21 protein-coding genes and 4 pseudogenes are annotated in these 23194 nt (G+C 41.2%); 16 read left to right on the top strand and 9 right to left on the bottom strand.

What is annotated here, in order from left to right; all coding sequences use genetic code 11:
• Positions 1-91 precede the first annotated feature (91 nt).
• The 8 genes and pseudogenes from MSWHS_RS12730 to MSWHS_RS12700 form a co-directional block, all read right to left on the bottom strand.
• Positions 92-493, bottom strand: a complete 402-nt coding sequence (locus MSWHS_RS12730; RefSeq protein ID WP_048129610.1) for a hypothetical protein — start codon at positions 491-493, stop codon at positions 92-94.
• Positions 494-660: 167 nt separating this feature from the next.
• Complete coding sequence (locus MSWHS_RS12725) at positions 661-804, bottom strand: hypothetical protein (RefSeq protein ID WP_231585740.1); 144 nt, start codon at positions 802-804, stop codon at positions 661-663.
• Positions 805-873: 69 nt separating this feature from the next.
• A complete protein-coding gene (gene hisF, locus MSWHS_RS12720) occupies positions 874-1695 on the bottom strand; it encodes an imidazole glycerol phosphate synthase subunit HisF (protein ID WP_048129615.1) in 822 nt (273 codons plus the stop codon).
• Positions 1696-2167: 472 nt separating this feature from the next.
• Entirely contained in the window at positions 2168-2632 is a 465-nt protein-coding gene (locus tag MSWHS_RS12710) for a bifunctional nuclease family protein (RefSeq protein WP_048129619.1), read from the bottom strand.
• Positions 2633-2875: 243 nt separating this feature from the next.
• Positions 2876-2965: pseudogene (locus tag MSWHS_RS22405) on the bottom strand (protein-L-isoaspartate O-methyltransferase); the annotation flags it as partial.
• A 67-nt stretch (positions 2966-3032) separates the two neighbouring features.
• Positions 3033-3308, bottom strand: a pseudogene (locus MSWHS_RS22400) (hypothetical protein).
• A gap of 167 nt (positions 3309-3475) precedes the next feature.
• Positions 3476-4198 (bottom strand): protein-L-isoaspartate O-methyltransferase, encoded by a 723-nt coding sequence (locus MSWHS_RS12705; protein ID WP_369798537.1) that lies wholly within the window; start codon positions 4196-4198, stop codon positions 3476-3478.
• Positions 4173-4811, bottom strand: a complete 639-nt coding sequence (locus tag MSWHS_RS12700) for an HVO_0476 family zinc finger protein (protein WP_048129621.1) — start codon at positions 4809-4811, stop codon at positions 4173-4175. Before MSWHS_RS12700 ends, MSWHS_RS12705 begins: the two co-directional genes overlap by 26 nt.
• 414 nt (positions 4812-5225) lie before the next feature.
• Here MSWHS_RS12700 and MSWHS_RS12695 point away from each other — a divergent pair, with 414 nt between their 5' ends.
• The 12 genes and pseudogenes from MSWHS_RS12695 (at position 5226) to MSWHS_RS12645 (ending at position 19286) form a co-directional block, all read left to right on the top strand.
• Positions 5226-5939 (top strand): winged helix-turn-helix domain-containing protein/riboflavin kinase, encoded by a 714-nt coding sequence (locus tag MSWHS_RS12695; RefSeq protein ID WP_048130612.1) that lies wholly within the window; start codon positions 5226-5228, stop codon positions 5937-5939.
• Positions 5936-6679, top strand: coding sequence for a 3,4-dihydroxy-2-butanone-4-phosphate synthase (ribB, locus tag MSWHS_RS12690; protein ID WP_048129625.1), 744 nt, complete (start codon positions 5936-5938; stop codon positions 6677-6679). Before MSWHS_RS12695 ends, ribB begins: the two co-directional genes overlap by 4 nt.
• A 436-nt stretch (positions 6680-7115) precedes the next feature.
• Entirely contained in the window at positions 7116-8006 is an 891-nt protein-coding gene (locus tag MSWHS_RS12685) for a cation diffusion facilitator family transporter (RefSeq protein ID WP_048129627.1), read from the top strand.
• Between the two features lie 5 nt (positions 8007-8011).
• A complete protein-coding gene (gene aroC / locus MSWHS_RS12680) occupies positions 8012-9109 on the top strand; it encodes a chorismate synthase (protein ID WP_048129630.1) in 1098 nt (365 codons plus the stop codon).
• A 642-nt stretch (positions 9110-9751) separates the two neighbouring features.
• Positions 9752-11989: a DUF3160 domain-containing protein gene (locus MSWHS_RS12675; protein WP_082088401.1), complete on the top strand. Its 2238-nt coding sequence runs from the start codon at positions 9752-9754 to the stop codon at positions 11987-11989.
• A gap of 568 nt (positions 11990-12557) precedes the next feature.
• On the top strand, positions 12558-13667 hold the full coding sequence (locus MSWHS_RS18575) for a M12 family metallo-peptidase (protein WP_052722717.1): 1110 nt from the start codon (positions 12558-12560) through the stop codon (positions 13665-13667).
• A gap of 51 nt (positions 13668-13718) precedes the next feature.
• A complete protein-coding gene (locus tag MSWHS_RS12665; RefSeq protein WP_156148201.1) occupies positions 13719-14138 on the top strand; it encodes a hypothetical protein in 420 nt (139 codons plus the stop codon).
• 490 nt (positions 14139-14628) lie between these two features.
• A pseudogene (locus tag MSWHS_RS20525) lies at positions 14629-14932 on the top strand (radical SAM protein); the annotation flags it as partial.
• A pseudogene (locus tag MSWHS_RS20520) lies at positions 14929-15107 on the top strand (chorismate synthase); the annotation flags it as partial. The pseudogenes MSWHS_RS20525 and MSWHS_RS20520, both read left to right, overlap by 4 nt.
• A 646-nt stretch (positions 15108-15753) precedes the next feature.
• Complete coding sequence (locus MSWHS_RS12655) at positions 15754-17934, top strand: DUF3160 domain-containing protein (RefSeq protein ID WP_082088261.1); 2181 nt, start codon at positions 15754-15756, stop codon at positions 17932-17934.
• Positions 17935-18138: 204 nt separating this feature from the next.
• Complete coding sequence (locus MSWHS_RS12650) at positions 18139-18678, top strand: DUF4367 domain-containing protein (protein WP_231585425.1); 540 nt, start codon at positions 18139-18141, stop codon at positions 18676-18678.
• Positions 18679-18968: 290 nt separating this feature from the next.
• Positions 18969-19286, top strand: coding sequence for a hypothetical protein (locus tag MSWHS_RS12645; RefSeq protein ID WP_231585424.1), 318 nt, complete (start codon positions 18969-18971; stop codon positions 19284-19286).
• 506 nt (positions 19287-19792) lie between these two features.
• Here the strand turns inward: MSWHS_RS12645 and MSWHS_RS12640 are convergent.
• Positions 19793-20626 carry a winged helix-turn-helix domain-containing protein gene (locus MSWHS_RS12640; protein WP_231585423.1) on the bottom strand — a complete coding sequence of 278 codons (834 nt, stop codon included), beginning with the start codon at positions 20624-20626 and terminating at the stop codon, positions 19793-19795.
• A 436-nt stretch (positions 20627-21062) separates the two neighbouring features.
• Between MSWHS_RS12640 and MSWHS_RS20515 the strand changes: the two genes are divergently transcribed.
• The 4 genes from MSWHS_RS20515 (at position 21063) to MSWHS_RS20510 (ending at position 23085) form a co-directional block, all read left to right on the top strand.
• Positions 21063-21236, top strand: coding sequence for a hypothetical protein (locus MSWHS_RS20515; protein ID WP_156151235.1), 174 nt, complete (start codon positions 21063-21065; stop codon positions 21234-21236).
• 65 nt (positions 21237-21301) lie between these two features.
• Positions 21302-21607: a matrixin family metalloprotease gene (locus tag MSWHS_RS22395; RefSeq protein WP_082088167.1), complete on the top strand. Its 306-nt coding sequence runs from the start codon at positions 21302-21304 to the stop codon at positions 21605-21607.
• Positions 21608-21619: 12 nt separating this feature from the next.
• Positions 21620-22210 carry a hypothetical protein gene (locus MSWHS_RS12635; protein WP_082088168.1) on the top strand — a complete coding sequence of 197 codons (591 nt, stop codon included), beginning with the start codon at positions 21620-21622 and terminating at the stop codon, positions 22208-22210.
• Positions 22211-22596: 386 nt separating this feature from the next.
• Positions 22597-23085 carry a hypothetical protein gene (locus MSWHS_RS20510; RefSeq protein ID WP_156148202.1) on the top strand — a complete coding sequence of 163 codons (489 nt, stop codon included), beginning with the start codon at positions 22597-22599 and terminating at the stop codon, positions 23083-23085.
• The last annotated feature ends 109 nt before the right edge of the window (positions 23086-23194 follow it).

Raw genomic sequence — 23194 nt, 5'->3', positions numbered from 1 at the left:
CAACCGGCAACACTTTCAAAAAAAAATAATAAAAGAGAGAGAGTAGATTATAAAAAATTTACGGAAAAACCCAATAGCATATTTTTTAGGGTTATGCTTTTGGTCCAATTGTCCAGGTTATAATCCTATCGTTTTTCTTATCTTTAGAGGTTTCGCAGAGCATTTTTCCATCATGCATATGGGCTTCGCAGGAATAGCTGATTTTGTTTTCCTTTCCCATATGCTTGAAGTGCATCTTGAAGTATCCCTCTGAGCACCCTATCCCGTATTTTATCCAGCCTTCAATGTCCGCTCCACCCTCACAGCTTCCGTCACATGCAATGAGCTCTAAGACCTTTTCCTCATAAGACCCGATTTTTTCTGGAGCTTGGTGGCCTTTTTTGTATTTTCCTTTCTCTATTTTCTGAGCCTGAAGCACAAAGTCCTCATCGGTGGCGTTCAGGATCTTCAATTTCAAACCTTCAAGAATTTCCATTGTTTCTGTTTCTGACATCTTCGATTACCCCGAGAAATAACGAATCCAGATAAAATTACGAATAAGAGATTGTCTCTAATAAATAAAAAAGTATCTCAATATATCTGGAAGTGAATATATAAAACAAGGATTCTAAATGAAAGTTCTTCTGCTTGACCAAAACACCATTTTGCACTTATGCATTCTCAGTCAGTGCAGACGCAGGGCTTTTGCCTGCAGGTAAAACAGACGCTGGGACACTTTTTAAGGAATGCCTCTTCAAGATCGACTCCGTAGAGATTGGCAAGAGCTCCCATCCAGGCAAAGCCGTCCGCAAGTTCTTCCCCTATATTTTGGGGCTCTTCTCTGCGAATAGCTTCAGCACCTGGATAAGATGTCCTACTACCTTTTTCCGGAATTTAGAGCCTTACAGGGATTTCCCGCTCTCTCAGGTACTCTTTTACTTCCCGTATTGAATATTCAGAGAAGTGGAAAATACTTGCTGCAAGGGCTGCATCAGCTTTTCCTTCGGAAAAACCTTCGTAGATGTGTTGCGGGTTTCCAACTCCGCCAGAGGCGATGATGGGTACATCCAGTTCTTCAGAGAGTTTTCTTGTAATGGGAAGATCGTAGCCAGCGCAGGTCCCGTCCCGGTCCATACTTGTAAGCAGGATTTCTCCTGAACCCAGTTCTTCTGCTCTTCTTGCCCACTGCACGGCATCAATCCCCGTAGCCTCCCTGCCTCCGTAAATTACCAATTCATACCAGGCCGGGGTTCCATCTTCAAGTTCCAAGATGGTTTTTCCGGGATTGTTCTTTATGTCGGTATTTCGCCTGCAGTCAATCGCAGTTACAATACACTGGGCCCCGAATATATCAGAGGACTCCTTGATAAAATCAGGATTCTTTACTGCCGAAGTGTTGACCGAGACCTTATCAGCGCCTGCTCTAAGGATCTGGCGGATAGCGTCAATCGAACTGATCCCACCTCCCACCGTGAGGGGAATAAAAACCTCATCTGCAGTTCTTTCGATCACATCGATCATTGTTTCCCTGCCGTGAGCTGAAGCTGTAATGTCCAGGAAAACAAGTTCATCCGCGCCGTCTTCATTATAACGCTTGGCAAGTTCTACAGGGTCTCCGGCCTCTTTCAGGTCCACAAACTCCACACCCTTGACTACACAGCCGCCTGCCCTGTCAAGGGTCACATCAAGGCATGGTATGATTCTTTTGGTGAGCATCTAAGGGATAATGAAGTTAACTGTTATTAAAAGCTTATTGAAATTAAGCGGGAAAAGTCCTGAGGGCAGCAGGCTATTAGAATAAGCAGAGATGGAATAATCAGGTGGTCCCTCATTAATTGATTAATCTATTCCAGAGCCCGGGGAAAAGATCTTTCGTTTTTCTCTCCCTGCACCACAATAGGTATGGGCCTGCTGTTACCCAGATAAAAAGTGATCCAAAAGCCGACACCACAATTAAAATATATGGATTTTGAAAGAAGTAACCCCGGGATAGAGTGAATACATTCCATTACCCCGAAAATGTTTTTCCAATTCATGTAGAATATAAATGTCTCCATCAGCTGATCTGAAAGCCATTCAAAAAAAGCAGAAAACAGATTTGAAATGCCAAAACCCATCAAATAGTCCTCTTGAGCGCAGCGAAAAAAATCTCCGATTTCCTGCGATCCCAAAGCGCAATTCGGGCGAGTCAGCCAAAAATATTCATCACGCGGGCGCCTTCAAGTCTGGACATCTCTATTTCGGAACATTCCAGCACTTCCTTTCTAATTCTGATCGGGGCTCCCACCCTGAGGGCAAGGGCAATACAGTCACTTGGTCTGGCATCAAACTGCATTATATTATTGTCTTTTCTGATCAGGAGGCGGGCATAATAGACTTTATCCACCTTATCATCTATCATTACACCCTCGACCTTTATTTCCATGCGATCAAAAATATTAACCATGAGGTCATGAGCCATCGGGCGAGGTGGGGAGATATTTTTAAGCACGTTTCCTATTGAAAGGGCTTCCAGATGGCCAATATATATAGGAAGCATCTCACCTTTTAAATTTTCAAGGAGTACAACCGGGGTAGGGTCACTGAAAACATCGACTATATAGACATCTTTGACATGAATTTCCTCAAAATCCTCGTAATTATCGATGTCCATATCCAGTAGTTAATTTCACATATATTAATACCTTATTTAATTTTTTGTAAATTATTAAAGAAGATGCTAATAACCTTGCTTCAGACTTTTTTCTAATGCCAGATATTCGCATTCTCAATTTATTGGGAATCCATGTTTACCGAGCATGGGCATGAAAGTAACCTCACCTTTCCTTTTCTTACGTATATTTCCATTGACATATTTTAAAAAATTCCAGGAAATAATTCCCTACAGGAATTACCATTATGCCCCGGGCTTCAACTGTTCCAGCAGAGTCTTAGGGATATAGGGAGCTGCACATGTTACAGCTATCCTGTCATAAGGTGCATACCGGGGATAACCTACTGATCTGTTCTCAAGTAATACTGTAACATTATCATACCCTGTTTTCCTCCAGGTGCTATCTTACAAAATTTGTAAAATGTTTTATGCATTCCATAGTGTATATACATCCGGTTTTTTCTATGAGTTCTGCCATCACTGCAGCAGTATATCCGGAACCTGCCCCAATTTCCAGGACTTTCTACCCCTCAGACAGCTCCAGGATTTCACACATAATAGCAACCACATGAGGAGCAGATATTGTTTGTCCGTGGCTGATTTATAGAAGTCTGTCCGTATAAGCTGCCTTTTGCTCATATTCCGGAACAAACCTGTGCCTGGGAACACGGAGCATAGCCTTAAGCACTTTTTTTTCACGTACGATACCTTCAAGCCCTTCTACAAGGAGCTTGCGAAGCTCTTTGAATTCATTTTCTTCTTTCTTCCCCTGTTATCCTTAAAATAGTCCTTTTCAGAAATCGCGTAGACCAGAAAAACCCTCTATTCTTTCTGGCAATAATTTTAAAACCCGTATTTGCCTATCAAAGGTACGAAAACAACTCCCCCTCTTCTCTCTTTATGTATATTGCCTTCGTTATCTTTTTTAATTCTGATAAGCTCCTGGGCATATTCCCCCACAGGAATTACCATTATTCCTCCGGGTTTCAACTGCTCCAGCAGAGGCACAGGAATGCTGGGAGCTGCGCATGTTACAACTATCCTGTCATAAGGAGCATAACTGGAATAGCCCACAGATCCGTCTTCAAGCAATACGATAACGTTTTCGTAGCCGGCTTTTTTCAGGTTCTCCCTTGCAAAATTCACAAGGGGTTCTATGCGCTCCACAGTGTATACATACCCACTCCTTCCTACAAGTTCCCCCATTACCGCTGCATTATATCCTGACCCCGTCCCTATTTCCAGGACCTTTAATCCCTCTGAAAGCTCAAGGAGATCACACATGATAGCAACCATATGAGGGGCAGAGATTGTTTGCCCGAAGCCGATATCCAGAGGGGTGTCAATGTAAGCCCCCTTTTTCGCGTATTCCGGGACAAATATATGCCTTGGGACCCTAAGCATGGCTTTGAGGACTTTTTTTTCCGTTCCATGGATCTCAAGCCCTCTTATGAGACGCTCTCGCATCTCTTCGAGTTTATGCAGTTCTTCCTGATCTACTTCCTGTTTTTTCACTCCCTTTTTTTCGCTGTGGTCTTTTTTACCACGGTCCTCTTCTGCTCCCACTCTGACCTAACCTTTCTCTTCTTCCCTTTCTGGCAAATATGCGTTTTACATATTTTGCAAGTACAACATCGCCTTTCCTTGACCTGAAAAGCCCGTCCCTTACCTTGATTTTGGTGATAAAAAGCCTGGTGTTTCCAACTTTCTCTTCTGCTCCCACTACAAATTCATAGTCTCCGGGAACGCGTTTTTCTATTACTTCCGTTTTTTCAGTTCCTTCCTGTGCGGAGAATTTTACAGTTATTTCATCAATTGCCCTTCCCCACACAGTTTCTATTTCTTCTGCAATACCTGCATTGACACGTTTTCCTCCTGCTTCAATTGAGGTAATCAGGATAGGGCATACCATTCCCGATTCTTCATCGTCAACAACCAGCTCATCATCTATCTGAAGCACAGTCTCGGAATCCAGCTCGGTTTTGAAGGTATTTGAAACTTCCATCTTGCTTACAATGACTCTTAAGCTGACGTTTTTTGGGGTTTTTATCTTCGCAGGATGCACCTGACCGCACTTCATACAGCGGACTAGCGGGCTCTGTCCTTCTTTCAGAACCTCATGCCCGACTTCCTCTTGCGGGGAACAGGAGGGGCACTCAATATCAATTTCTCTTATCATGGTCTAATCAGTACATGGATTCAAAATACTAAATACTTAACTTCTCCGGTGATGTTTTTTTTTCCGAAGGTGTCCTGCAGGAGAAGTCAGGGCAAAAAACCCAAATAAAAATAAATTAGAGAGACAGATAAAAAGAGTGAAAAAAGCAAATGGCTCCTGAATTTGAGCCCCTAGCATGGAACGTTGTTATCCTTTTATGCGCGAGACCTTCTCCTCAGGCGAATATGAGGGACATTCGATATTGATATGCTGTATCATAACAGGTTTGTTTTCTAATTCTCTTTATTCTAATTATTTATTTTCTAAAACTTATTATGTTTTTGTTGGGGGCACTGCTTCCTTTTTTTTATATCCTTGCTTAATATCAAAAGTTTTATTATACTAAAATGCGTAGTCTTACATCTCATTATTGAGATGCATCTCAAAATTAAGGCAATAAGGGTGCCGACAGTGCCGGACATTGAATACCTGAAGAAGCTTGCTCTCAGAGGAGCAGTAAACAAAACTATCAAGGTCTCTTCGAGTGAGTTTCACAAGCATACGGGGGACAGCTCTAAAACCGCAGCAAGAAAGCTAAAGCAGATGGAAGAAGAACGGTTAATTGAAAGGAAGATAGTTCCCGGTGGCCAGTTGATAAAAATGACAGAAAAAGGGATTGAAATCCTAAAGAACGAATACGTTGAATACAGCAGGATCTTTTCCTCAGCACCTGATACTCTGGAACTCGAAGGAAATGTGCTTAAAGGCCTTGGTGAAGGCCAGTACTATATAAATATCCCAGGATACAGGAAGCAATTTGAAGAAAAACTGCATTTTGTACCTTTCCCGGGTACTCTGAACGTGCAACTTTCGGAAAACAGCTCGGCTCTTCGAAACAGGCTACTAGAAATGCCCGCTGTCCGGATAGAAGGTTTCAATGATGGAGAGCGCACCTTCGGAGGCGGGAATTGTTATCCTCTCAGAGTAGGGGGCATAGAAGCTGCTGTGGTCGTCCCTGACAGGACGCACTACCCCTCGGATTTAATTGAGATTATTGCACCGGTAAAACTCAGGGATGCCCTGAAATTGAAAGATGGAGATAGAATTGTGACACGGGTAAAAAAGCAGGGTATGGAGGGACAGGAATGAGCGAGAGCACGGTATACGAATGTCTGAAGTACAAGAATGAGAACATCAACAGGGCACTGGAAGCCCTGCGTGATGGAAAAATGATTCAGATCTATGACTCGGACTCCAGGGAAGGAGAAACAGATCTTGTGATCCCTGCAAAAGCTGCCACTTACACAGATGTCAGGTGGATGCGGAAAGACGCAGGAGGACTTATTTGTGTGGCAGTGGATCCTGTGGCGTCAAACCAGCTCAAGCTGCCTTTTATGGCGGACCTTGTTCGGGAAGCCAGCAAAACCAGCGAATCCCTCGGAGAAGTTGTTGAGAAAGACGGGGACCTTAAGTACGATTTACATTCCTCTTTTTCCATCTGGGTCAACCACAGAGACACCAGGACAGGTATCCCTGATCTTGAAAGGGCCCTTACAATCCGGAAAATCGGGGAAATCACGGAAAACTCCCTTTCCGGAAATGGAGTCCGTTTTGGAAACGAGTTCCGAACTCCAGGGCATGTTGCTCTCCTCAGGGCTGCCGAAGGGCTCCTCGATGAGCGCATGGGCCAGACCGAACTTTCAGTTGCACTTGCCCGCATGGCCGGCATCACCCCTGCAATGGTTGTCTGTGAGATGCTGGATGATGAGAGCGGGAAAGCCCTCTCAAAAGCAAAGTCAAAAGAGTACGGCGAAGAACACGGGCTGGTCTTCCTTGAGGGACAGGAAATAGTTGAAGCCTACAAACTATGGATAGGCTCAGAGTGCTGAAATACCTTTTTTTATTTCCCTCTTTTGCCCTTTCTTTTTCACCTACAATTTCATTTCTACTTTTGAATTCTTTTTTAATTATTTACTTTATCTATTATTTGAACGCTGGCGGTCCATAGCTAACTGGTTAATGTGTCTATAGGGCAGCCTGCATCTTTCAACATTTCATTATAGACGTCATGTGAGGCCTTACCGATCGGCTTCAATCAAATTAAGGATCAATCTTCAACCACACTGGAAAAATAGAGCACCAAAATATCAACTGTTTGACCGTGGACGATCGGCACTTTTTAAGGACAGTAGAATATTATAATATAAAACATAAGTTACTATACAATAACAGTATCCAATAACAGTATCTTCCGGCTACGTATAGTTTTTAATGTATGTCGTTCCTTATTCCTGTGTTTGCAGTTCACGTATAGGGTGCCATCTGATGATACATAGGTTCAAAAAAGTCCAGCAAGTTCTTGTCCTTGTACTTTTCCTGAACCTTGCCGTAGCTTTTGCTAAAATCATTTATGGGACCTTAACCGGCACCTTAAGCATGACCGCGGACGGCTATCATTCCCTTTTTGACGGGGTATCCAATATTGTGGGGCTTGTGGGTATTTTTATTGCATCCCGTCCCCCTGACAAGGAACATCCTTATGGCCGCCAGAAATACGAGACAGTTGCTTCGATTATTATAGCTGTCTTGCTTCTGTTTGTCGGTTTTGAGATCTTCCGGAATTCTCTGGACCGTTTTCTTGTACAGAGCGCTCCCGAGGTAACAGCCCTGAGCTTTATCATTATGCTCGGGACAATGGGCATAAACTACCTGGTCACTCGCTACGAACAAAGTAAAGGGGTAGCCCTGAGGAGTCAGGTACTGATTGCAGACTCCATGCACACTAAAAGCGATATCTATGTATCTTTCTCGGTAATAGTAAGCCTGGTTGCGATAAAGGCAGGGTTTCCCCTTCTTGACCCTGCAATAGCTCTTCTGATCTCTTTCCTTATCTTCAGGGCCGGGTTCAGGATTATGAAGGAGAGCTCAAGGGTTCTGCTTGACATGTCCAGGCTTGAAGAAGATGAGATCTGCAACCTTGTTATGGGAGTTGATGGGGTTCTGGGCTGCCACAAAATCCGGACTCGTGGAGGCATGGGCGATATCCGGATAGATATGCATTTGCTTTTGCAGCCTGATATGCCTCTTGAAGATGCACACATTATCGCCCACAGGGTAAGCAAAACACTGAAGGCTGAATATAAAGACGTTTCCGATGTGGTTGTGCACCTGGAACCCGCTTTACCCCAAGGATCAAATAGCAAAAAAACCAGTTAAGATGCATGGCTGGAAACGTTTTCGGGCAGATGTTTCAAATCACGACCTGGGGTGAGTCCCACGGCAGGGCTGTCGGTGTTGTGGTTGACGGGTTGCCCGCGGGTCTTCCTTTCTCCGAAGCTGACATCCAGAAGGAACTGGACCGCCGGCGCCCTGGACAGAGTGAAGTTTCCACTCCAAGAAGCGAAGCTGACAGGGTGGAGATTCTTTCAGGAATTTTCGAAGGCATGAGCACAGGCACTCCCATTTCCATGCTGGTCTGGAATTCTGACGCCAGGTCTTCTTCTTATGATGCTATTAAAAACACTCCCCGCCCCGGACATGCCGATTTTACATACATGGCCCGCTATGGAATAAGAGACCACCGCGGGGGAGGCAGGTCTTCAGCCCGCGAAACAATAGGCAGGGTTGCAGGCGGGGCTCTTGCAAAGCTCTTACTTTCCCATTACGGAATCCGGATTGCCGGGCATGTGCTCGAACTTGGCGGGATCAGGGCAAAAACACTTTCTTTTGATGAAATCCTTGAAAACGTGGAAAAAACCCCTGTGCGCTGTGCCGATCTTGAAGCTGCTGAAAAAATGCTTGAAAAAGTCGCAGCCCTGCGGCAGGAAGGAGACAGTGTCGGCGGAATTGTCGAGCTTATTGTAAAAGGCGTGCCTGCAGGCCTTGGAGAACCTGTATTTGACAGGCTGGATGCAGATCTTGCAAAGGCTCTTGTGAGCATCCCCGCAGTCAAAGGCTTTGAAATCGGAGCAGGATTTGAGGCCGCCCGAATGTGCGGAAGTGAAATGAACGATTCCTTCTGCATGGAGGGGGAAAAAATAACCTGTTCGAGCAATAACGCAGGCGGCATCCTCGGAGGGATTTCATCGGGCCTGGACATCGTCTGCCGTGTAGCAGTAAAGCCCACCCCTTCCATAAGTAAACTTCAGCAAACCGTTGACCTCATAACTCAAGAAAATGCCGAAATAGCGATTAAAGGACGGCACGATCCCACGATTCCTCCGCGCATGGTGCCGGTTGCCGAAGCCATGGTTGCCCTCGTGCTTGCCGACCATATGCTGAGGAGTGGCTTTATCAATCCCAGGACTTTGCTGGAGTAAAGGAAAGTACAACGACAAAGTGAAATTGCGGCCTCTCTCCCCCAAAATCCATTCCAATTTATAACACCCCACAGCCTCAAATTACTTCGTTTTCAATTTTTATTAAAGATAATCGGCATGTAGCCATCTGGATTCAGATAAACTGGCTTGAATGTCGACGTAGATAACCGTAGAGTTGTGTAGATTCTTTTTTTGTTTATCCGTAGAAAACACTTGCTGTAGCTATGGTCTTATAAGTTTTCTGTGCAAAGTCTCAAACAATCTAAGACCCGGAAATAATTACAGACTCGAAAAGAGTATGAAACCTGTCAGTTTGACGATCTGGCTAGAAAACTTATATAGAGATAATTAAAAGTAGTTTATGGAGTTAAAATGTACTTTCCAGGATTCTCTGGACTCCATGTTCCCAAAGGCATGATTACGTTAGCTTTGAGAGTCATCAGGGGTTGCCTGGTTCTGTCTCCCGGGAAACTTTAATTTTTTAATTTTTCCTTAATTTGCCTTCTTAAATCAAGATGTGAGGGATTTGACTTGAAAATAAGTGCATTGATCATTATCTGTCTGCTAACAGTATCACTGATACTTGGATCAGGCTGCATTGGCAGCAGTAGCGAACCAGTCCAAGAAACAGGACTGGAAGAAATGACAGATAATCAAACAGATGATCAGAGCGATTTATTTAATGATTCCATAAAAACCGCTCCTGCAGAGAATTTCTCCGATAAGAGCAATACCCTTGAACTTGAGAAGGAAAGCTCCTTTTCTAGATATTACAGTAAAGAAAACCTGCAGTTCGATGCCGACGTTCCCGCTTATTCTCTGCCTCTAAAGGCTTCCGAAATTACAAATTATGACGATTTCATCCAGAAAGTTCCTCTGACGAACAAGAACAGGGACTTACTGTACAAAAACGGGTTTGTTGTAATTGAAAGCAGAGCTGCTGGAAACCTGTTTGAGGCAGAGCCGGTAAGAGTAAACGAGACTTACAGCGCCCTGAAATCGGCTGATATTCCTATTTTCATCACGTCGGACTCTCTTCTTCACCTTTACCATATCCAGTTTGATGAGACCTTAAAGCGGGTCGAAGAAGAGGAATTTTATGACGATTTGTGGAAACTTGACAAAGCTTTTCTTGAAGCCTCCATAGAGGATTATAGCAGGTCGATAGAGGATAAAGCCTCTGAAGAAGTAACGGAAGCTGCAAGAAGAAATGTTGCGTACTTCACCGTGGCTTTGAGCCTGCTCCAGCCGAAACCTGAGCAGATAGAGCAATCACAGAGATATTTAGGGACAGCTATACTCTTTGATCCACAGAATGCGAAACAATACAGTGTAGAAATCCCTTCATTTGTAAAAGCCGATGTAGAAGCCGAACTTGCCCTGATAGAAGCGCAAAAAGGAGGAATATCTCCTATTTTCAAGTATTATGAAGATAACTCTCAGTACATTCCAAGAGGGCACTATACAACATCTGAGAAATTAACTAACTATTTTAAGGCCATGATGTGGCACGGTAGAATGAGCATGCTCCTTCGGCCGGACATGATCATTTCAGAAGAATCAATGGCAAAAGAATCAGTTGCGGAAAAATCAGCTGCGGAAGAATCCGAAAAGGAGTCCAGAATTCAGACAATTCAGGCCCTTTTGATTTCTGACCATTTTGATAGGGACAAAAACCTCCGGGACAGATGGGATAGAATTTACGACGTGACAGCTCTTTATGTCGGTTTTTCCGACGATCTCGGGCCTTATGAATATGCAAAAGCTCTGGATACCGTCTTTGGGGATAATATAGATGGAGTGAGTTTCGACAACGAAAGCCTGGCAGAACTGAAAACCGAGCTGGAAATATATGAAAGTCCGAAAATCTATGGAGGTACAGGTGAAATAATTCAGGCAGGCTGCGAAACTGAAAGCAAAACTCTTGAGGCTTCAAAGGGTTTCAGGTTTATGGGGCAACGATATACCCCTGATTCCTATATCTTCCAGACGCTTGGTTTCCCTGCCCTGAATCTCATGGATCTTCTCGGTTCTGAAAGAGCCACGGAACACCTTAAAAATATGGGGGTTTCCGAAAACGAAGAATACAAAGAACGTCATTTGTCTCTGGAAAATGAATTCGGAGCTTTTGATGAAGAAGACTGGAACAAAAACCTTTACTGGGCTCAACTATATGCCTTAAAGCCCCTCCTGGTAAGTTCTCCAGAGGGCTATCCCACTTTCATGCAGACCGAAGCCTGGGAAGATAAACAGCTGAACGCGGCTCTTGCTTCCTGGACCGAGCTCAGGCATGATACTATTCTCTATGCGAAGCAGGCTTACTTTGTAGGTGCGTTCTATGATCTGGAAGAAATACCTGTTCAGGGATATGTGGAGCCAGTGCCTGAATTCTATGCCAGGATGCTTGCTCTTACCAGAATGGCACATACCGGGTTAAATGATATGGAAGTGCTTGATGAGCAGTCGGATAAAGACTTTACAACTCTTGAACACACCCTTGAAAGGCTGCTGGAAATCTCAATTAAAGAGCTTGAAAACGAAGAGCTGACGGATGAAGAGTACGAGTTCATCAGGAATTTCGACCAGAATATAGCTCCAATGCTTGAGAACGTAGATATCAAGTCCCAGATGTCCACTCTGGTCGCGGATGTTTACACCTCTCCTGCCGGAGTACTGGAAGAAGGGACCGGAAAACTGGACCTGATGGTAGTAGCGTATAAACAGCCTGACGGCAGGATCGTGCTCGGAGCAGGGCCTGTAATGAGTTATTATGAATTCTGGCAGCCCTCGGGAAAAAGGTTGACGGATGAAGAGTGGAGGGAAATGCTGAAAAATAATCCTCCTGAAAGGCCGGAATGGGTTGAGTCTTTTAAGGTGTAAAAGACGCTATTCTAAATAGCTTATCTTTTCACCCATTTTTTTTCTTTTTAAGAGTCTGTTGATTATAATACAACAAAAAGGATGAATCTAATTCCTGATGTGTATAATTATGAAGCATGATTATTAAGATGGACACCACCTGCATAATTTGTCATATTTTTATCGATCTGCCATATCCGGATTTACTGTTCTGATTTTCGATTGGTTATTTTGGATTTCAATTTAGAGGGGTATAAAGTCTCACAGGTTCCTTATCTCTTTATTTTGAAAAAAAATACTTGCGGTATCTATGGACATATATAATCATTCTGTGCTAATCATCAAACAATTCTTCATATGAAGTCTTACTACTGAAAACGATACTCATAAATTAAACGTTCATTTTGATTGTTAGAGACTATGGCCATAAAACATATAAGCAGCTGATTAAAAGTAGTTTACGGGGTTCAAACGGACTTCCTACGGCAAATTTGAACCCCATGGTGCCCAGAGGCATGGTTAGTGTTAGCTTTGTGAATATTTAAGGCTTGCTTGATCCTGCCTCTGGAGTAAGTAAAGAGGTAAAAGAATGATTGCAAACAGAAAATTTGGGATCGGCGCATTACTTGCTGTAATGATGCTGGTAAGCATGGTGTTTGTGCCGGCAGTAAGTGGGCATATTGATGAAAATTCTAATAAAGTTATAACGGAGAATAGCATAAGCTATACCGAAGCCGAACTAAAAAATCTCTATAGTAAATACAATATAACTGAAAACGATTTAGACTTTGCGAATAATGAACTGCCTTACTACTTAGAATTAACTATTTTGGACAGTAACTTGAGAGTTATAGCAAGTGAGACTGGCAAACCTCCTGAAGGTTTTAAAGAAGGAGACGATTATGATCTGATAATAAGCCATGAAGAGATGTTTGCCATAATAGATGGGGCCAGAGAAAAATACATCCTAAAATATGGAGTAGATCCGGCAAATCCTAAAATTGATGTTGTCAATGGTTATGCTCTTCCCAAAGAAGAAGCAAATAAATTGGTTGAGAGTGGAATATTGACTTTAGAAGCCGATGCTTCAGAAACAGAAATGCAAAAAGAGATGGGGGATCTTACAAGAAATACTCTACTCTCTACATTATCTGTCGGCGTAAACCCATATGCAATAAATGGAATCATAAACGAATACGTTTTTGTAGCAACGGATTCACGACACAGGCCGACGGAAGCCATTACTCAGGCTACTCACGATGGACTTTATCGATTTGAAAATTTCGGTATCGGGGTTAATGTTTACTGGTATTGGAATTACTGGGATGCGAGTGATGTCAGTCCGGACGATAGCACTCAGTCTGCTCTTGTTGATTTAAAAGACGACACTAATTGGATAAGAGACGCGGCAAATGATATGGTAATTGGCTGGACGCATAATATGGATAATAACGGTAGAGCTTGGAAGTGCGATACGCAACCTTATGGACCTTTCGCTATATGTGCAGATACTGCAGATGGCGTGGATTGGCCGCATGACAGTATTGTTCAGCATGAAGTTTCCCATAATTTTGATGCAGCAGATCAAAACTCCGCATTACATCCTACTTGCATAATGAATTATGCATATGCATACGCAGGTACAGATGTTTGGTGTACTTCCTGTGGAAATACTGTACACAATGGGATAGATAATTGAAAAACTCAGTACTGAGAACATAAATCTCTAATGTCTAATGTGAGGGAAGATATGAAAAAATCTGATGTACTTTTAGTTGTAGTATCTATCGTTACGCTAATTGCAATCTGCCTTATTTCAATGCCTTATATTTTTATAGGGCCTCCCCTCCCTCTTTTTTCTATATACAATAACGATATCAATGAACATGAAGTTGTAATTGAAATATTTGATTCCAATAATGAATCTGTATTCAAACAAACATATGAAATGGCTCCTGAAGCTATGATCTCGCAGTCAAAGCCAGTATGGCTGTTATTGCAATTGTCCATCCCTCCAGGAAATGAGGAAAATTATACTTTTAAGGTTAATTTAGATAACAATGTTACGAACACTCATCAAATCGGATTACAGGTATGGGTAATGGCGGATATTATGCTGTATGAAGATAATACTGAAAATCCTATCTCTATTGGCGTATCGGTAGTATGACCGCTTATATGGTCAATTTGCATTTGATTGATATTATACATTTAGTACTTACGCGGTTGAACTGAGAAATAATTGGCATTAAATCTCCAACTGTCTAAAACACTATTTTTATCACACCGTATGTTGCATTTGATTTTATACCTCAAGTGCGTAAATCCTAACATTATCAGTCAGGTGTTTCAAGTATCAATTGTATAAGAAGGACAATCAATTTCTCTCCAAATGTAATTTTTATTCTTCAGTCAGATAAATACCTGACTTCAGGCTTTATTTTTACAAGTCACTGTTTAAAATGGCAGAATATTAATATTACTTTATTAATATGACCTCTCAAGTTTTAATTATACTAACTTTAAGTAATATTGGTTCTGACTTATATTCTGTCTATAAAATATGACGCCACTTTCGGTTATCGTTAATTTGTAAATCTTATTTCCCTCTGACTTCCATTAAAATCTCTGAATTCAATTAAAAAAGAAACCCTTAATCTCTGATTACCATGACAAACGCACCAAGACTTATCGCATGGGAACTTACTGCGGGCTGCAACCTGAACTGCGTGCACTGCAGGGGAGCTTCCACCTCCTCGGTTCCCGAAGGTGAGCTTACAACCGAAGAATCTACATTTCATTTATGAGATTGTAGAGCTTGGAAAACCCATCCTTATCCTGAGCGGAGGCGAGCATCTCACGAGACCGGACGTCTTTGAGATTGCCAGATAAGGGACTGATGCTGGATTAAGGATAGGGCTTGCAACAAATGGGACCCTTCCAACTCCCGATATTTTAGAAAAGTTCAGCAAACCGTTGATCTTACAAACCGGGAAAACACCGAAATAGCTATCAAAGGGCGGCACGATTTCACAATTTCTCCGCCTATGGTGCCGTTGCCGAAGCCATGGTTGCCCTTGTGCTTGCCGACCATATGCTGAGGAGTGGCTTTATCAATCCCAGGACTTTGCTGGAGTAAGGGAAAATAAGGCACAATTGCGGCTCCTTCTCCCAAAATCGTTCCAATCAAAATGTTCTCCGCCGCAAATTACTTATTTTTAATCTTTAATTTTCAATCTTTAATACAGATGAACCGGCATGTAGTCATCTGGATTTCAGATAAACTGGCTTGGATTTCGATGTAGATAACTGTAGATTTGTGGAGATCGTTTTTTTGTTAATCCGTAGAAAACACTTGCTGTAGCTATGGTCTTATAAGTTTTCTGTGCAAAGTCTCAAACAATCCAAGATCAGGAAATAATTACAGACTCGAAAAGAGTATGAAACCTGTCAGTTTGATGGTCTGGCTAGAAAACTTATATAAAGGTAATTAAAAGTAGTTTATAGAGTTCAAATGTACTTTCCAGGATTCTCTGGACTCCATGTTCCCAAAGGCATAATTACGTTAGCTTTGAGAGTCATCGGGGTTTGCCTGTTTCTGTCTCCCGGGAAACTTTAATTTTTTTAATTTTTCCTTAATTTGCTTTCTTAAATCAAAATATGAGGGATTTGACTTGAAAATAAGGGCATTGATAGTTATCTTCCTGTTGGCGATAACACTTATTTCTGGTTCCGGCTGCATTGACAGCAGCAGTAAACCAGTCAAAGAAACCGGCCTGGAAGAAATGACAGATAATCAAACAGATGATCAGAGCGATTTATTTAATGATTCCATAAAAACCGCTCCTGCAGAGAATTTCTCTGACAAGAGCAATACTCTTGAACTTAAAAAGGAAAGCTCCTTTTCCGGATATTACAGGAAAGAAAACTTGCAGTTCGAGGCCGAAGTTCCCACTTATTCTCTGCCTCTAAAGGCTTCAGAAATTGCAAATTATGACGATTTCATCCAAAAAATTCCCCTGACGAACGAAAGCAGAGATTTACTGTACAAAAATGGATTTGTTGTAATTGAAAATCCGGCTATCGAAAATCTGCCTGGGGCAGGGAATACGCTTGTAAATTCTACATATAAAGACCTGAAAGTGGCTGATGTTCCTATTTTCATCACATCGGATTCTCTTCTTCACCTTTATCATATCCAGTTTGATGAGACGCTAAAAAGGGCAGAATCTGAGGAATTTTTCGACGAGCTCTGGAAACTTGACAAAGCTCTCCTTGATGCTTCCATAGAGGATTATGACAGTGCCTCAGGGCGAGAAAAGGAAGCTGCAAGAAGAAATGTTGCATACTTTGCAGTGGCTTTGAAGCTTCTTGAACCGGAATCTTACCAGATAGGGCAATCACGGGAAGATTCGGGGGAAATCATACTCTTCGATTCTCAGGAAGCAAAACAATACAGTGTCGAAGTCCCCTCATTTGTAAAAACCGATGTAGAGGCTGAACTGCACTTTATAGACTCGCAGGAAGGAGGAACATCTCCTATTTTCAAATATGCGGAAGATTACTCTCAGTACACCCCACGGGGACATTACACTCGCTCTGAGAAACTGCAGAACTACTTCAAGGCCATGATGTGGCATGGCAGAATGAGTATGTTGCTCCAACCTGACATGATTTCTGCAGAAGACCCGGAACAGGAAGCGAAAATTCAGACTATTCAGGCCTTTTTAATTTCTGACCATTTTGACAGGGATAAGGAGCTCAGGGACTGGTGGGACAGGATTTACGAGGTGACGGCTTTTTATGTAGGTTATTCCGACGACCTCGGGCCTTATGAATATGCAAAAGCCCTGGATACCGTCTTTGGGGATAATAGATATGGAGTGAGTTTCGACAACGAAAGCCTGGCAGAACTGAAAACCGAGCTGGAAATATATGAAAGTCCGAAAATCTACGGCGGAACAGGGGAAATAATTCAGGCAGGCTCCGAAACTGAAAACAAAACTCTTGATGCCACAAAGGGTTTCAGGCTCATGGGTCAGCGCTATACCCCTGATTCCTATATCTTCCAGATGCTTGGTTTCCCTGCCCTGAATGTCATGGATCTTCTCGGTTCTGAAAGAGCCACGGAACACCTTAAAAATATGGGGGTTTCCGAAAATGCAGAATACAAAACGCGTCACTTATCTCTGGAAAACGAATTTGGGGCTTTTGATGAAGAGGACTGGAATAAAAACCTCTACTGGGCTCAACTGTACGCCTTAAAGCCTCTCCTCGTAAGCTATCCTGATGGTTATCCCACATTCATGCAGACCGAAGTTTGGGAAGATAAACAGATTAATGCCGCCCTTGCTTCCTGGGCCGAGCTCAGGCACGATACTATACTCTATGCAAAGCAGACCTACTTCCTGGGCACTCTCCAAATTCAGGATGAAAAACCTGTAGAGGGATATGTGGAACCGGTTCCTGAATTCTATGCCCGGATGCTTGCCCTTACCAAAATGGCACATGCCGGGTTAAATGATATGGAAGTGCTTGATGAGCAGTCGGATAAAGACTTTACAACTCTTGAACACACTCTTGAAAGGCTGTTGAATATCTCGATTAAAGAGCTTGAAAACAAAGAGCTGACAGAGGAAGAGTACGAGTTTATCAGGAATTTTGATCAGAATATATCTCCAATGCTTGAGAATGTGGATATAAAGTCCCAGATGTCCACACTGGTTGCGGATGTTTATACAGGTCCTGGAGGAAATGTCTTGGAAGAAGGGACCGGAAAACTGGATCTGATGGTTGTAGCTTATAAACAGCCTGACGGCAGGATCGTACTTGGAGCAGGCCCTGTAATGAGTTATTATGAGTTCTGGCAGCCCTCAGGGGAAAGGCTGACTGATGAAGAATGGAGATTGATGCTGAATAATAACCCTCCTGAAAGACCGGAGTGGATAAGTTCCTTTAGGGGGTAAAAGATGCTATTCTGAATAGGTTATCTTTTTCCCTTCATTTTTCTTTCATGGATATGCTTGCGTAGCCTGGAAAAAAGCAGTAACATCCAGAGCTCTAGCAGTAACATCCAGAGCTCTATAACTCTAAAATTCTAAATAAGATCCAAAATATTTATAGACATTGATGGTCCGGGAGGAATAATTCTGGACGGAAGTAAATGGTTTATGCTGGTGATTCTTGGTTTTCTCTCTGCAATTTTTCTTTTATCCCTCTACGGCTCCGGAAATTTGCCCCTGCGTATGAATGACGTTGATAACTACGGAGGGATTAACAGAGAAATGACGCTTGAAGAAGCAAAACAACTTACTGATTTCAAAATACTTATCCCTGAATATCTCCCGGAAGGCTATGAATTTAATTATTCAACGGCATCTTCCGGTATCGATACTCCTTATTCCACTTTTCTCCATAGCGGCTTCAGCATTTTTGCAGGATACCCTCGTGAAAAGTTCACTCTGGTATATACTAATGGGGAAGACGAAATACGTATTGTAGAAAGCATTTCTGAACAGAGTTTTCCTGAAACTCAGGATTTTGAAAGTGAAGGAGAGCCTTTTCTGGTCAATAACAAGTCCGGTACGATTTCTTCGGTATTTGAAGGAAATATGAAATCTCTGACCTGGCAAGATGGGGAACTCGAAATTACTATTATTTCTTCTTTAGATAAAGGGGAGCTGCTTAATATTGCCGAATCCTTCTCCTGATATCCGAGAAATTTTAGAACGAATAAAATAAAAGTTGGGGTTACAGACTTCACATTCTTTTTTGTTGTAAAAAAGTACTGGCAGTATTTAAGATCATATAATCTTTCTGGCCGAATAATAAAACAATTATTCCTATCTTTATGTGTTGATATTAAAAAATATAATCATAACTATTACATGCAATTTGATTGTTGAATACGCTGGTAAGAAAACTTATAAAGAATTAACTAAAAGTAGTTTATGGAGTTCAAACATAGAAACTCAAATTGAATTATTGAGAGGTTTATTGTATGAAAAATATGACCTCGGTTCTAACTAAAACTCAGGAAGTAGTCGGAGTTTTATTTGGAGTTGTATTATTTTATTCTTGGCTCATATTTATATCTGGTATTAAAATGTTATTTTTTTCAGAAACGATATTCGTAAATGGCAACGAAATGACCAGGGCTCAATATTGGGGTCAAGTAGATCAATGGCTTGGGGCAGGTCTTATTTTATTTTTTTTGATTTTTGGACACTATTTATTGTATAGTAAGAATATAAGTAGAATTGAAAAAAGTCGTGACATCATCGGTATGAAAAGCACATTAATAGGCTTTATTCTGTAGCTCTTAATAGCAATAATTACTTTCTCATTTAGAATTACTATCCCTTATTCTCTCAATATAGCCGGCGGATACATTACAGTAATTTCCATTTATTTTTTAATGAGAAAGGATCTATATGAAATTTCAGATTTCTAGGAATAACAGAATAGTTTTGGCATGTTATTTACATTATAACTTTTGACCTTCCTTTACTCTACTCAAACGGTCTCCAACTCCACTTAACATATGTCTATAGGGATAATTACCGTATAACCTGTTGAACTCATGGAAAGCTAAGCATTGATTTGTCAGGTAATTTTGGAATCGGGTATTACTTGCGCAATGAGGCTGATAAGTATGGAACTCAAAAATTTATTTACCATATTGCTGATTATTTTTTCAATCAACTGCGCATCTGCTATTACAATTACGGTGGACGCAAATAACGGCAATAGTAATTTTTCTTCTATACAGGAAGCAATAAACTTTGCACAGGAAAATGATTCAATCCTGATCTACAAAGGAAACTATTCGGAAACTCTTACTATCGATAAACAATTAAAAATCAGTTCTATTTCTCTCAACCCGGAAGATGTAATTATAAATCCGAGCATCTCTTCCCAACCAGTAATCCACGTTACATCAGATAATGTAGAAATAACCGGCCTGGTAATCTCCGGGAACGAAAGGCGTTTATCTGTAACAATGAGCCCAACTTTAATATCTTCATCCATGACCATTAATTTGAAGTTTTCATAATCTTTCAGTGCGGCTAGTTTTTCTACGTAAGGTGATAGCTTCAATTCTCCTGCAACATGAAAAGGAACTATAAGCTCAATAGGGATTCCTTCTTTCACTCTTTCAGAGATAGAATCAGCATACCCTTCGGTTACTACGGACGATATACCGTATATATGATCTGCTTCTTTAAGCATTTTTAACTGATTGTTGTAGACATTAAGGATCTTCATACCTTTATCCATGATGACTTCGGACTCGTAAAGACATCCGATTTCTTTTAACAAAGGACTGGGAATTCCTTCGAGGTAATGTCTCAACCAGAAATGTTTAAATTTATTAATTGTCCAAAATGTTACAAAAGAGTCGTCTATCCCTGAAGCTACAATTTTTCCTGCTGATGTCAGGAAATACTCATGTTCTTTTGTTTCTATCAGATGATCCGCTTCGAGTTTCCTGAGCTTTGGGATTATTGCCTGAGACGTGCTTCCGGTAATTTCACGCAGCTGGGAAAGCTTTTTGCTGCCCTCGTTTAATGATAGAAGTATCTCTGTTAGAAGTCTTGATCTATATATTGCCTGAACGTCATCATCCATCTTCTTATAAATTTCGAAGCTATTCATTTCTTGTCGCCGCATCTACAGATTTTTTTCCTCACTTTCTTATTAAATTGTTTTGACATAATATATTCTATTCTTTTGTTGGGATATGCATGTTGTTATTGTTTTTATTAATTTTATGGCTTAGTGACGAAAAGAATCTCCAGATTATTTGTTAAAAGTGGGTCGAATTTCAGACGTCAGCTAGAGCTCTGAAATTTTGTTATTTTTGATGAAAAAGAGAATCTGTTTAATGAATATTAATCAGACTGATGAATAATTCATCACCGTAATAAATGTATAGGAGAAGATTAAGAGAGATTTTTGAATGTGAAGTTCAAACAAACTTTCCAGAGCACATTTGAACTTCACATGCCCTGAGGCGTGACGATGTTAGCTTTGAGAGTACTTAAGGCTTGCTTGATTCTGCCTCGGGAATAAAATATAGAGGTGAGATTAAATGAAAAGAAGTAAAGAACTGGGCAAAATTTTCAGGCTAACAGTTATACTTATCGTGTTACAGCTTTATTTCCAGTTGCTAATGCTTACGAATACAATGATTGCAAGTGGACTTCTGGAACAGCTGACTGGCGATTTAGTACGGATTTTCCAAGCGACTATAAACAGTGTGTAAGAGATGCGGCAGATACATGGAGTGATGCTGGATCATCTTTCTCATTCAACTACGATTCATGGGAAATTACTTCTAAAGTTGATTGGACAAACCTTGGAAGTGACGGACCGTGTGCAACCGCATCTATAGCACCTTACGAATCTTCCATTCAATGGGCTGTTACAGATATTAATAGTGCGCTAAGCTGGACCACTTCTTCTAGCTCGTCGTACCCACCTTACGATATCCAAACTACTGCATTGCACGAGTTTGGTCATTGGCTATCGTTGGGAGATACATATCTTGATGGTACAGTTATGCTTTGGATTTATGATGGGTCGGTGAGGTCATTGTCACAGGACGATATTGATGGGATTAACTATATCTATTAAGGGTGTGGTAAGATGAACACAAAAAATACACTAGTTGGCATACTGTTCCTATTCTTCGTGGTGGGAGGTGCACTAACCTTCATGGATGGAAAGGCTGCGGATCCGGTCACAATTTATTCTGAAGGACAATGGGATGCTCGCGTGCTGAACAACTCCTATCTGGCAAATAAATCAGATGTGATTGTTATAGGGGAAGTCAAAGAGATACTTTCAGGGAAATGGACGACTGTAGATGGTAAAAGGCCGACAATAGTCTATGATGAGCGCATTTATACAGATGTCATTATAGGAGTTGAAGAATACCTTAAGAACCCACAACCTTCAGAGGAAATAACCGTTAGAGTAATGGGGGGTAAGGTAGGTGAAGATAGGGTTATAGTTACAGATGAAGCGGAATTCGAACCTGGTAAAAAGGTTCTTCTTTTCCTGACTACAGAGGACCCCTTTACCAAAAATCTTGGTGGGGAGCACTTCAGGGTGACTTCCTGGGCACATGGAAAGTTCGAAATAGTGGACGATCACGCGATCAGACCGAAAGTGATGGAAGAGTACCAGAATATCTCCTTACGAGAATTGCGTGAAGTTATCCAAGAAAGTAAGTAAAATTCAAAGAGGGTACAAAAGTCCCTTTTATTTTTTAAGTTTGGTGGAAGTTAATCAGTTTTGTTAATGTTAATCAAACTGATGATAATCCATCGTGAAAATAAACGTTTGAATAACATAATAAACATTTTGAATAGGGGTTATAAGAACATTTGTAGTGTCAATTCAAACTTGATATGCCTAGGGCAAGGGAATCAAATTTGAGAGTACTTTTAAATCGGTACATTGGTCGATTTCTACAAAAACATGATGGACATGTAAATATGAATTCGAGCTATCTGCGTACGTTTGTGTTTATTCGTGGTTTATTATCAGAGCACAACCAGTAAAAAAACTTTTTAGAATCGATATATTAACCTCTTTTCATTTTTCAGGAGCTAAGAAACATGAAACAAAGAATGAGGCTATTCATAGCTTTCCTTCTGGTTTTCGAAATAGTCATGCCTGCACTTGCTGAACCCTCTCCCTTTCCCCCCGGATATGGTGACAGTATTGGGTTTTTTTGTGCAAGACACATGAACATGGAGGGGAATCAAGAAATAATGGACTTTATAAACACATGTGGAATTAGTGATTTTCAGGAAGTTGATGTTAACCGGACTCACACTTACGTATATATTATTCCGAAAGAAAATTGCTCGAATAAACTGGTATTCCTTGAAAGAAGTGGAGAAATTATATGGGTCCGACAGATCGGGATGAATGAATATACATTCAGGACTACACTGGACAATGGAACTGATGAAGCAAATGTTTCAATACCTTTACACTGTTGGAGCACAGCTATCATAGTTATAGATTGGGAAAACAGGTATCCAATAACGACAATGGTAAAGATAGAAACCGGTAAAGATAGAAACAGTTTGAGAAGGTAACTATCCAGTTATTTTCTAACAAGTTTCTACATCACTGAAATTTTGTAAAATCTGTTGTAACTATTCAGCCACTGATAAAAAAGTATGTTTTTTCAGCAAAATGCTGAAA

This window comes from Methanosarcina sp. WWM596, assembly GCF_000969965.1.
In the GTDB taxonomy this organism is placed as follows: Archaea; Halobacteriota; Methanosarcinia; order Methanosarcinales; family Methanosarcinaceae; genus Methanosarcina.
Note: the sequence above shows the minus strand (reverse complement) of the source record. Positions and strands in the feature narration are given on the sequence as shown.